General features: G+C 54.1%; 9 protein-coding genes. All 9 read right to left on the bottom strand.

What is annotated here, in order from left to right; all coding sequences use genetic code 11:
• Positions 1–110: 110 nt before the first annotated feature.
• Positions 111–1,340: a bifunctional ornithine acetyltransferase/N-acetylglutamate synthase gene (argJ, locus tag HRQ60_RS17900; RefSeq protein ID WP_172198285.1), complete on the bottom strand. Its 1,230-nt coding sequence runs from the start codon at positions 1,338–1,340 to the stop codon at positions 111–113.
• 38 nt (positions 1,341–1,378) lie between these two features.
• Positions 1,379–2,431 (bottom strand): N-acetyl-gamma-glutamyl-phosphate reductase, encoded by a 1,053-nt coding sequence (gene argC / locus HRQ60_RS17895; RefSeq protein ID WP_216671634.1) that lies wholly within the window; start codon positions 2,429–2,431, stop codon positions 1,379–1,381.
• A gap of 238 nt (positions 2,432–2,669) precedes the next feature.
• Positions 2,670–3,551 carry a YitT family protein gene (locus HRQ60_RS17890; protein ID WP_172198283.1) on the bottom strand — a complete coding sequence of 294 codons (882 nt, stop codon included), beginning with the start codon at positions 3,549–3,551 and terminating at the stop codon, positions 2,670–2,672.
• A gap of 9 nt (positions 3,552–3,560) precedes the next feature.
• A protein-coding gene (gene prfB, locus HRQ60_RS17885) for a peptide chain release factor 2 (RefSeq protein ID WP_246281390.1) occupies positions 3,561–4,677 on the bottom strand; the annotation gives its coding sequence in 2 pieces (ribosomal slippage) (positions 3,561–4,604 and positions 4,606–4,677; 1,116 coding nt in all).
• Between the two features lie 179 nt (positions 4,678–4,856).
• Positions 4,857–7,304 (bottom strand): preprotein translocase subunit SecA, encoded by a 2,448-nt coding sequence (gene secA, locus HRQ60_RS17880; RefSeq protein ID WP_172198279.1) that lies wholly within the window; start codon positions 7,302–7,304, stop codon positions 4,857–4,859.
• A gap of 197 nt (positions 7,305–7,501) precedes the next feature.
• Positions 7,502–8,062 carry a ribosome hibernation-promoting factor, HPF/YfiA family gene (hpf, locus tag HRQ60_RS17875; RefSeq protein ID WP_172198277.1) on the bottom strand — a complete coding sequence of 187 codons (561 nt, stop codon included), beginning with the start codon at positions 8,060–8,062 and terminating at the stop codon, positions 7,502–7,504.
• A 269-nt stretch (positions 8,063–8,331) separates the two neighbouring features.
• A complete protein-coding gene (locus tag HRQ60_RS17870) occupies positions 8,332–10,797 on the bottom strand; it encodes a collagen binding domain-containing protein (protein ID WP_172198275.1) in 2,466 nt (821 codons plus the stop codon).
• A gap of 334 nt (positions 10,798–11,131) precedes the next feature.
• The gene (locus tag HRQ60_RS17865; RefSeq protein WP_037287260.1) at positions 11,132–11,329 is read right to left on the bottom strand and encodes a cold-shock protein; all 198 of its coding nucleotides are present in this window, start codon (positions 11,327–11,329) and stop codon (positions 11,132–11,134) included.
• A gap of 214 nt (positions 11,330–11,543) precedes the next feature.
• Positions 11,544–11,729 (bottom strand): transposase (locus tag HRQ60_RS23500; RefSeq protein WP_425501708.1); only part of this gene is annotated, 186 nt, incomplete at its 5' end.

The raw sequence follows: 11,729 nt of genomic DNA, 5'->3' as shown, positions 1-11,729 counted from the left end.
GGTACACTTGTCGCTGCATGACTATCCCTCCAGAAGCGCCGAACAGTTCCGGCTAAGTATCAATTCGCAGTCCGGCCGCAGCCGGCTGCGCTTTTTTCACAAATTCAAGCTTATGTCCGGTACGCCGCGTTGATGCGCACATAATCGTAAGTCAGATCGCAGCCCCATGCCGTCGCCTGCTTGTCGCCCATATTCAGCTCGACCGAGATCGTTACGGTATCGCCTTTTAAATATTCCAGCGCCAGTTCCTCATCGAATGCGACCGGTTGGGAAGAGGTCAGCACGACGATATCGCCGAGCTTGATATCGACTGTATGCGGATGAACGGGCACGCCAGCGCGGCCGACCGCCGCGATGATGCGTCCCCAGTTGGCGTCCGCGCCGTATACGGCCGTTTTGACTAGGCTTGAGCCGACAACCGTCTTCGCGATCGCCCGTGCGGACTCTTCGCTCTCCGCGCCGCTTACGGTGACTTCGACCAGCTTGGTCGCGCCTTCTCCGTCGCGGGCAATCGCTTTGGCCAGATGCTCGCAGACGCGTACGAACGCTTCGGCAAAAGCCAGCCAGTCCGGATGGGTTTCGTCCAATTCCCCGGTTTGGCCGGACAATCCGCTCGCCATCACGACCAGCATGTCGTTGGTGCTCGTATCGCCGTCCACCGTAATCATGTTGAACGTGTTTTCGGTCGTGCGCCGCAGCAGTTTGTGCAGCGCTTCGCTGCCGATTTTGGCATCTGTCGTCATAAAGGCCAGCATGGTCGCCATATTCGGATGAATCATGCCGGAGCCTTTGGCCGCGCCCGCGATTGTCACAGTTTGTCCGTCGACCGGCAGCGAGACACACAGTTCTTTTTTGACCAGATCGGTCGTCAGAATGGCCTGGCTGAACTGTTCTCCGGCGTCCGCGTCGTTTGCCAGCACATCCGCAAGACGGGCGATACCGCTTCGTACGCAGTCCATCTTCAGGTTCTCGCCGATGACGCCCGTCGAAGCGACCGCCACGTCTTCCGGGTCCACACCGAAACTTTGGGCCGCCAGATCGCGCATTTCCGCTGCATCCGCGTCGCCTTGGGTGCCTGTGCAGGCATTGGCGTTCCCGCTGTTCACGATGACCGCACGCAATACGCCGTTCACAAGGCTGTCGCGCGTCGTCTGCAGCGGGGCTGCCTGGAACAAGTTCGTCGTATAGACGGCAGCCGCCGAAGCAGGAACCTCGCATACGATCGCACCGATATCGTTTCTGTCCGCTTTTTTCAAACCGCAGTGAAGACCGGATGCCCGGAATCCCTTCGGCGTAATGATCGATCCGCCTTCGACGACGGTATAAGAAGGAACTGCCATGAGCCGCTTCCGCCTTTCGCTGTATAATCGCTGTGGAATCAAGGATACATCGGAACGAAATGAAGACCTGTCGCCTCATCCCAGCCCATCATGAGATTGAGATTCTGTATAGCCTGTCCGGCGGCGCCTTTGACCATGTTGTCGATGACCGACACGATGGTCACGCGGCCGGTCCGTTCATCCGCCGAAAAGCCGATATCGCAGTAATTCGAGCCCGAGACTTCTTTGGTTGCCGGCATGACGCCGTTGTCCCGGATGCGCACGAACGGACGTCCTGCATAAAAGGTTCGATACAAATCGATGAATTCCTGCGTACTCCGCTTTTCGTTGACCGAAGCGTACATCGTACTCAAAATACCGCGGGTCATCGGAATCAGGTGTGTGGTAAACGTCACGACCACTTCTTGGCCGGCCGTCTCGCCCAGCACCTGTTCGATCTCCGGAATATGCTGATGCGCGTTCACCTTGTAGGCTTTCACGCTTTCGTTGATTTCGCTGTAATGCGTGCCAAGCCCCGTTCCGCGGCCCGCTCCGGACACGCCGGTTTTGGCATCGATGATGATCGTCGCCGGATCGATCCAGCCCGCCTTGACCGCCGGGATCAGGCCCAGCAGCGTCGCCGTCGGAAAGCATCCCGGATTCGAGATCGCCGCTCGGCCCACCACCGATTCTCCATAGACTTCGCTCAACCCGTATACGGCCTGGGCCAACACCTCTTCGGATGCCGGAGGACGCTTGTACCATTTCTCGTAGACAGCTCCGTCCTTGAGACGCAGATCGCCCGACAAATCGATGACTTTGAGTCCTTGTTCCAGCAGCTTCGGAGTCAGTTCGGCACTTACGCCGGCAGGCGTGGCCAGGAAGACGACATCGGCTTTGGCTTTGATCTTCGCCGGTTCGATCTGCTCAAGCTCCAGCTCGACGATATCCGTCAGGTGGGGAAAGCTTGCGCTCAGCGGCGTACCGCTGCTCGAAGACGACAGCACGCAGCTCACTTCCACCTGGGGATGCGCCTGCAGCAGACGGATCAGCTCCGCACCGCCGTAACCGGTAGCGCCCACGATCGCCGCTTTGATCTTGTCTTTGCTCATTCTTTCTGGCCTCCGCTCTGTAGGGTTCAAACGCATGCCTGCTGCACATCCATGCATATAGGCTGTATAGAACCCGAATAATATGTATTATTATACGTTCGACGTCATATAAATACAACCTTAAGAGGAAAAGTTCACATTCTGCGGGAGGAAGGGGAATCCGTGCGTTTTTACAAAAAAACCGTTCCCCAAGTCTCTGGACTTTGGAAACGGTTTTCTTACGAATCAAGAGCTGCGGTTACAGTTGAATCTTGAACCCTTTGCCGAGCACTTCCTGCGCGTTGCTGATCACGACAAAAGCTTCCGGATCCACCGAACGGACCAGCGTTTTAAGGCGGCTGGTTTCGCTCTGGCCGATCACGACCATCAGCACCGGACGGGATTCGCCGGTATATCCGCCGCGCGCGCTGAGTTCGGTCAACCCGCGGTCGAGGTCTTTCAAGATAACCTGTGTGAGTTCTTCGCGTTTATCGGTGATGATGTAGGCGACTTTGGTATAACCCAACCCCATCTCGACCGCATCGATGACTTTCCCGGTCACGTACAGGCCGATCAGCGCGTACAGCGCATTCTCGAGCGACAAAGTAAAGCCCGCCAGCACGATAACCGTGCCGTCGACCAGCATCACGCACAGCGAGAGACTGAGCCCACTGAACTTTTGCAGCAGTTGGGCGACGATCGAGAGTCCGCCGGTGGAACCGCGCCCGCGGAACACGAGCCCAAGTCCCAAGCCGACGCCGATTCCGCCGTACAGCGAGCCGAGCAGCGGATTGGTCGTGGAGATCGGCCAGTCGCGCGTGAGGAAAATGAAAAGCGGCAGACAGACGGTACCGACCAGCGTACGCGCCCCGTACTGTTTGCCCAGGAAAATCACTCCGGCGATAAAAAGCGGAATATTGAAGATCCATTGGGTAAAAGCAGGTTCGAAATCGAACCATTCCTTGATGATAATCGACAGTCCGGATACCCCGCCGGACGCGATCTGATTGGGCAGCAGGAACAGGTTGAACGCGATCGCCGTAATAAAAGCGCCCACGACGATAAGCGTCGTATCGAGGGCATTTCGTTTGGCACCGTGAAGCGGGACCAGCGGCTTTCTGCCGCCTTTGCTCGTTGACATGGCTCCCGCTTACTCCGACGGTTCGATCTTCAGCTGGCTGCGCAGATAAGCATCGATGAATCCGTCCAAATCGCCGTCCATAACCGCGCCGATGTTGCCGACTTCATGCGAGGTGCGATGGTCTTTGACCATGCTGTAAGGATGGAACACGTACGAGCGGATCTGGCTGCCCCAGCCGATCTCAGACTGTTCGCCGCGAATCTCCGCCAAATGCCGCTTCTGCTCTTCGATCTCCCGCTCGTACAGCTTGGAGCGGAGCATCTTCATAGCCTGTTCGCGGTTCTTGATCTGTGAGCGTTCATTCTGACAGGTCACGACCACTCCGGTCGGAAGGTGGGTAATCCGAACGGCCGAATCGGTCGTATTGATATGCTGACCGCCCGCGCCGCTGGCACGGTACGTATCGATCTTCAGGTCTTCCGTGCGAATATCGATATCGATCGTGTCGTCGATCTCCGGCACGACGTCGCACGAGACGAACGACGTGTGGCGTCGGCCCGACGAATCGAACGGCGAGATGCGGACCAGGCGGTGCACGCCTTTTTCCGCTTTGAGATAGCCGTAAGCATTATGGCCTTTGATGAGCAGCGTCACGCTTTTGATGCCGGCTTCTTCGCCCGGCAGGTAATCCAGCGTCTCGACTTTGAAGCCGCGCTTCTCGGCCCAACGCGTGTACATCCGCAGCAGCTGCAGTCCCCAGTCCTGCGACTCGGTACCGCCGGCGCCCGGATGCAGCTCCAAAATGGCATTCAGCTTGTCGTAAGGCTCGCTCAGCAGCAGCTGCAGTTCGAACTCGCCCATGCGCGTCATGAGATCGGCCACGCTTGCCGCTACTTCGTCCGCCATTTCCTGATCGTCTTCGTCGTCGGCAAGTTCCGCCATCAGCACGGCATCGTCGAAATCCTGCTGCATTTTCAAGTATTGGTCCAGCGAGCCTTTGACCGCGTTCATGTCCGAGATCAGTGCCTGCGCTTTATCGCTGTCGTCCCAAAAACCTGGAGCGGCCATTTTCTCTTCGAAGTTGGAGATCATTTCTTCTTTGAGATCTAAGTCAAAGTGACCCCCTAAGGTTGGTTAATTTCTGCGTCAACTCGCGCAGATCGTGTCTGACATTCGGATCGATCATTTTTCTTCACCTCGTTGGTAGTCTAAAAAGCCGCTTGCGGCTTCTCTTTTTTATGTCGGCGGATAAACCGCCCGTAAACAGCCCTTCGGCCCGGCCCCCGAAAAGCATATCGGAAACCGGGCCGTATCCCCGGCATGCGCCGGGAGAGCTTTCACTGATTTGCTGCCTGGCCCGGGAGATTATCGCTGAGCGCGGCGTTCCTTGCGGGAAGCTTTCTTGTCCGGTGTCGGGCTGTTCGTGCTGATCTTCTTCTCATCGATAACCGCTTCACGCTGCTGATTCGATTCGACGCGGGCTTTCATAATATACGTCGCAACCTCTTCTTGAATGCTGGCGATCATCTGATTGAACATCTCGAACCCTTCGAACTGGTATTCGCGCAGCGGATCGGTACCGCCGTAAGCGCGAAGGTGGATACCCTGACGAAGCTGATCCATCGCGTCGATATGGTCCATCCACTTCCGGTCGACCGCGCGCAGCGCGATGACTTTCTCGAATTCGCGGACCATGGCTTCGCCAAGCGAATCTTCGCGTTCGTTATAGCGCTGCAGCACCCGGTCATACAGATATTCCGTAATTTCCGAAGCTTCCTTGCCCCACAGCTCGTCGCGGGTAATTTCGCCTTCTTCGAGCAGCTTGGCATTGATGTAATCGGCTACCTGCTCCAATTCCCAGTTTTCCGGGATATCGTCGCCGGTATGTGCCGTTACGATCCGTTCGATCGTGGCGCGGATCATATCCAGCACGATCTGCTTCACGTTCTCGGATTCCAGCAGTTCAAAGCGCTGCTTGTAGATTACGCCGCGCTGCTGATTCATCACGTCATCGTACTGGAGAACGACTTTGCGCGTATCGAAGTTGTTGCCTTCGACCCGTTTCTGGGCCGATTCTACCGCGCGGGTAATCATGCGGCTCTCGATCGGCTGGTCTTCTTCGAAGCCCAGGCGTTCCATCATGTTCAGCACGTTGTCCGCGCCGAACCGCTTCATCAATTCGTCGCCCAGCGACAGGTAGAATTGGGTCGAACCCGGATCGCCCTGACGTCCGGCACGGCCGCGCAGCTGATTATCGATCCGGCGCGATTCGTGACGCTCCGTACCGATGATATGCAGACCGCCGACTTCGGAGACGCCTTCGCCCAGCACGATATCCGTACCGCGTCCGGCCATGTTGGTCGCGATCGTTACGGAACCGGCTTGACCGGCGCTCGAGATGATCTCCGCTTCTTCGGCGTGATACTTGGCGTTCAGCACCTGGTGGCGGATGCCTTTTTTCTTCAGCATTTCCGACAGTACTTCGGAGTTCTCGATCGAGACCGTACCGACCAGAATCGGCTGATTCTTGGCATGGCGCTCTTCGATCTCCGCTACGACTGCCCGGAACTTGCTCGGTACGCTCTTGTAGACGATATCCGGTGCGTCGTTCCGCTGGTTCGGCCGGTTGGTCGGTACCTGCAGCACTTCGAGGCCGTAGATTTTCTTGAATTCTTCTTCTTCCGTCTTCGCCGTACCGGTCATGCCGGCAAGCTTGCGGTACATCCGGAAGTAGTTCTGGAACGTGATGGTCGCAAGCGTCATGCTCTCGTTCTGAACCGTGATGCCTTCCTTCGCTTCGATCGCCTGGTGCAGACCGTCGCTGTAACGGCGTCCGGCCATCAGACGGCCCGTGAATTCGTCGACGATCACGACTTCGTCTTCGACCACGACGTAGTCGACATCGCGGCGCATGATCACGTTCGCTTTGAGCGCCTGTACGATATGATGGTTCAGCATGACATGCTTTTGGTCGTACAGGTTGTCGATGCCGAAATCGCGTTCGGCTTTGGCCGCGCCTTTATCCGACAGCGAAACCGATTTGATCTTGATATCGACAGTGTAATCCTCTTCCGCCTGCAGACGCTTGACGAAGCGGTCCGCGAGGAAATACAGTTCCGTCGATTTCTGTGCCTGACCGGAGATGATCAGAGGCGTACGCGCTTCGTCGACGAGGATGGAGTCCACTTCGTCGATGATACAGAAGTACAGCGGACGCTGTACCATTTGTTCTTTGTACAGCACCATGTTGTCGCGCAGATAATCGAATCCGTACTCGTTGTTCGTGCCGTACGTGATATCGCAGCCGTAGGCTTCCTGCTTCTGCGAATGCTCCATCCCGCTCAGGTTCAGACCGACGGTCATGCCGAGGAAATTATAGACCTGGGCCATTTCCTCGCTGTCCCGCTGGGCGAGATAATCGTTGACGGTTACGACGTGAACGCCTTGGCCCGTCAACGCGTTCAAATAAACCGGGAGCGTGCCTACCAGCGTCTTGCCTTCCCCTGTTTTCATTTCCGCGATCCGGCCGTTATGCAGAGCGATACCGCCGACCAGCTGCACATCGTAATGGCGCTTGCCGAGCGTGCGCTTGGAAGCTTCGCGCGTCGTAGCAAAAGCTTCCGGCAGCAGGCTGTCGAGCGTTTCCCCTTTGTCCAGGCGCTCGCGGAACTCGACGGTCTTATGCTTCAACTGTTCGTCTGTAAGCTTTTCGAAATCGGGTTCCATTTTATTGATGATCTCTACGGTACGCATGAACTTCTTGACGTCCCGTTCGTTCATATCCCCGAAGATTTTTTTGACAAGTCCTAACATGTTGTGCCCCTTTCGTGCAAAACGGATGGTTTGCCTAAATTGTACCAGCTTGAGCGGGCACGGGCAACCGCGCAAAAGGCCGCCTGGCCGCTCTTCCGTAAAACTTTCCAACATATTATATACGCGCAAAGAGCCTCATCCGATGCGGATAAGGCTCTTTTTCTTTAAAAAAATTATTTTTTTGTGAAAGTGATGCCTTATTCCTGTTCGATCAGGCCGTATTTACCGTCGTTCCGGCGATAAACCACGTTGACCGTTTCGGATTCGATGTTCGAAAATACGAAGAAGTTGTGGCCGATCATGTTCATCTGCAGAATGGCTTCTTCAACGTCCATCGGTTTAAGCAGGAATCGCTTGCTGCGCACAACCTGGAGTTCGTCCTCTTCCTCGTCGGTAGACGGGGAAACGGAAGCATTGGCACCTTCGTCCACGAACAAGCCTTTGAGGCTCTCGTCTTGACGGAATCTGCGGTTCATCTTGGTCTTGTGTTTCCGAATCTGGCGCTCCAGTTTCGACAATACCGAGTCGATCGACGTATACATATCGTCGCTCCGATCTTCCGCACGAAGGAAAATACCGCCTGGGAGAGGGATGGTCACCTCTACCTTGTGAATACCTCGGGTCACGCTGAGCGTAACCGTACCTTCCGTAGCAGGGGGGATATCGAAGTATTTGTCGAGTCGGCTGAGTCTCTTGTCGACATAGTCTTTCAGAGCGTCAGTAACCTCAATTTGTTGTCCTCGAATCGCAAAGTCCATAGGGCACTCCTCCTTATGTCACCATTATAACACAGCGTTAACGCCGAGTAAAAAGAGTGTTAACGCTTTATCGACAAATCGGACAAAATTGTCAGGGACAACGTTTCCGAATGCCGTTATCTTCTCTTTTAACCTCAAAAGCGGCCGGGCAAACGCGGGAATGTATCTGCGCATAGAAGCAGGAGCCTCATACAGATAAAAAACCCCGCTTCGCTGCAATCGCGAAAGCGGGGTTGGGCTGCACATCCATCACTGCGACACGCAATCCGTTATTCGGCGTTCTTAACCGAGCGGCGTCTCATCAGCAGTCCGAAGAGGATCAGACCGGTTCCAGCCATCACATAGGGTAGGCTGCTGCTTTCTCCCGTTTGCGGCAGTGTCTCTTCGCTTGGTACTACCGTTCCGGTCACAACCGGCACTCCTTGTGGGACGGGCTCATCCGGGATCGAAACGATCGGCTGCATCGGAATCGGCTGCTCTTGGACCGGAACGATCAGAGGTCCGACCGGAGTCGTTTCGTCCGGAATCGGCATCATCGGTTCCGAAGGTACGGCCGGCGGTCCCTGCGGGATCGGCTCGTCCGGAATCGTCGTGTCAGGTTCCGTCGGCACGACTGGAGGTCCGATCGGAGTCGGCTCGTCCGGAATCGTCGTATCCGGAGTTGGAGTTACCGGAGTTGGCGGCGTCGGAATCACGACCGGAGGTCCTACTGGAACCGGATTTTCCGGAATTGTCGTATCCGGTGGCGTCGTTGGTGGCGTTGTTGGCGGTGTTATTGGTGGCGTCGTCGGCGGTGTTATTGGTGGCGTCGTCGGCGGTGTTGTTGGTGGCGTCGTCGGCGGTGTTACCGGAATCGTCCCGGCACCCGAACCGGAACCCGTTGTTACGCGTACCGTGATTTTGCTTTGGCTTTCCACGATACCGCCCCGAATGCCTTCACCTGTAAAACGAACGTTGTTGACGATTTCCGTAAGGTCTTTCGTCTCAGCGGCGTTGAAGGTCGAAGCATACTCTAGCACGTAAGTGGAATTGATCGAATTGTTGAACGTCAGGGTAAATCCGGTTGTCCCGTCCGCTGCCATATTCAACACATAATCCGTGCCTTCTGTCAGCAGGGTACCCGTCTTGGTTACCACGCCGTTGCGATCCACGGCTGCTTGGTAAAGACGGAATGATTCGCGATCCAGCGTCTGGCTGTTGCCTGCCGTATCGATGATGGTAGCATTGGTGATCGTGGACTGGTTTTTGTTGATCGTGATCGACCAATTCAGGCGATCTCCGCTTTGCGCGCCGCCTTTGTCAACGAAAGGCTCGTAGAAGGCGATCTGCGATTCTTTGGCAATCTGTTCCGCAGGACCTTGTCCGTCTTTCCCAAGGATCTCGGCGGTCAGGTTCGCTCGGTTGACGAATCCTTGATTCACTGTAGCGTCGGTCAATTTATTGCTGTCGTAATTGGTCGTATACGTAATTCGAAGACTTTGCGTTACCGGCTCATTGAATGTTACGACGAAACCTTTACGCAAATCGTTTTCCAATACGTCTACCGTGTAATTCCCTGCGTAAGCACTGTACTGACCGTTTCCTTTGCCGTTTTCAGTGCCTTCGACTTCGACAGCGATCGAAGCTTTGACCAGCTCAAGCCCACCATTCGGGAATGTGTCCTTTACGACGACCTTGTTCAGCGAGAGCATGTCTTTGTTGATGAAAATGCCCCATGCGGCCTGTTTATTCGCGTAATTAGTAGAGGTGTGCAGTTTGTAGAACAGGTTGGCATCGTTTCGAATCGGATCGGTATTGTCCGGTTTTGTGACATAAAGGATAACCGGTACAAGTCCGCCCGCGATCGGGAAAGAAATGGTCACCTGCTCCTGCTTGTTTACGGTTTGTTCCGTCAGTACCGTACCGATCTTCAAGCTGCCTTTTACATCGGAATGCTTGGCAATGTAATCGTTAAACGTAAGTTTGACGTGACCGTCTGTGGTAACTTGAAGCGTACCGATCGTCTCGCCTGAGCTATCGGTAGCGAACAGCGATGTGTTGACTGCGTTGTAAATCGGGAACTGCGAAGGAACGTCAAAATCGAAGGTCGAACCGTCTCCGTATCCTTTACCGTCCGGCAGCGCGAACTGATAGTTCAGTTGAAGCGCATCGTTTACATCAACCGGGTGGTCGGCATCGATTATGCTTCCGCTATCGGTTGTAATCGACACGTTCGTGATGATGTTTTCTTCAATTACGGATGTTACTTTTGCGTCTGCCTCTGCTGCTGCTTTGGCAGCCAGTTCGGCTTCTTCTTTGGCCGATTTTTCTTTGGCCAATTCTTCGTCCGTTGCAGCCGTGTCTTCTTCTGCAGGCGTCTTCACGTCTGCTTCCGGAGTCTTTTCGTCTGCCGGAGGGGTTTGGGCATCGACAACAGGAGTTCCAGAATCCGCTGCCGGAGCAGCTTCTATGACTTCTTCGCTTTCGCTTGCCGCACTTTCTTCAATGGCTGGACTTTTCTCGACTACGGGACCTTCTTCATTTACGATTGGGTCTTCGGTCTGTCCGGATTCAGCCTGTATCTCTTCTTGAATAACTTTACCCTCTGTCGATGGTACGATTTCTTGCTCTACGGTTTGTCCGGTTGGCGTCGCTTCTTCAGCCTGTGCCTGTCCGATTCCTGCGCCAAGCATCGTATGTAGTACGAGCACTAGGGCAATTAACATCGCCCATACTTTCTTGTTCGTTCCCCTCACTGTGTGTGATCCCTCCTCAGATGTTGTTAAGCAAACGTGCGTGAAGCAGAACCAGGCAAATAGTCCTATCTACCTAATGCGTTTTAAACGCAAATCCCTTCTCGTAAACGCTTATTTTCTGAATATGTATATTTTCTATGAATTTTATCGCATTAAATCTATTTTAACTTTTTTACAATTGAAAAATATAGTGGAATCAGATATTTTGTGATTCAAACCCATACAAAAAAGACCCCGCATAAGTGGGGTCTTTCTGTTGAGCCATGTGTCTCCAACCAGCATAAATCATTAGTGCTTAATCATCTATGTAGGTCAGGTATACGGCTGCGACGACTTACAGAGGAGTGACGTTGGATGCTTGCGGTCCGCGAGCGCCTTCAACGATGTCAAACTCAACGGATTGTCCTTCTTCCAGCGTTTTGAATCCTTCGATTTGAATCGCCGAGAAGTGAACGAAAACGTCGCCGCCTTCTTCCGTTTCAATGAAACCGTAACCTTTTTCTGCGTTAAACCATTTCACTTTACCTTGCATGCACGAACATTCCCTTCGTTATCAGATAAATAGGTGTGATCCACTACTCGAATATACCATCGTGTCTTCGGGGATGTCAATTGGAATTTGAAGGGATTACATTCAATTATATTCCAGACTCTATGTATGAAGTTCTCATCAATTTTTAAGTGGAGAACATTTTCCATTTACCCGACCGTACCAAGAATGAAACAATTTTTTTAAAGACGAATTGTCAATCCAAGTGCAACAGTTCGTCCTGAAACGATTCGTGGGTGGACTTCCAGCCTAAACATTTGCGAGGGCGGTTGTTGATCAGATTCAGAGCTCGTTCCAGTTCGTCGTCGGTCACCTGCGCAAAATCGTAGCCTTTGGGGAAAAACTCTCGAAGTAGACCATTCGCGTTCTCGTTGGAGCCACG

It is taken from the genome of Saccharibacillus qingshengii, assembly GCF_013185195.1.
Taxonomy (GTDB): domain Bacteria; phylum Bacillota; class Bacilli; order Paenibacillales; family Paenibacillaceae; genus Saccharibacillus; species Saccharibacillus qingshengii.
Note: the sequence above shows the minus strand (reverse complement) of the source record. Positions and strands in the feature narration are given on the sequence as shown.

Coding starts and splice junctions, on each gene's coding strand:
- HRQ60_RS17890 (WP_172198283.1), bottom strand. CDS start 3,551: ATGTCAACGAGCAAAGGCGGCAGAAAGCCGCTGGTCCCGCTTCACGGT.
- argC (WP_216671634.1), bottom strand. CDS start 2,431: ATGAGCAAAGACAAGATCAAAGCGGCGATCGTGGGCGCTACCGGTTAC.
- hpf (WP_172198277.1), bottom strand. CDS start 8,062: ATGGACTTTGCGATTCGAGGACAACAAATTGAGGTTACTGACGCTCTG.
- secA (WP_172198279.1), bottom strand. CDS start 7,304: ATGTTAGGACTTGTCAAAAAAATCTTCGGGGATATGAACGAACGGGAC.
- HRQ60_RS17865 (WP_037287260.1), bottom strand. CDS start 11,329: ATGCAAGGTAAAGTGAAATGGTTTAACGCAGAAAAAGGTTACGGTTTC.
- argJ (WP_172198285.1), bottom strand. CDS start 1,340: ATGGCAGTTCCTTCTTATACCGTCGTCGAAGGCGGATCGATCATTACG.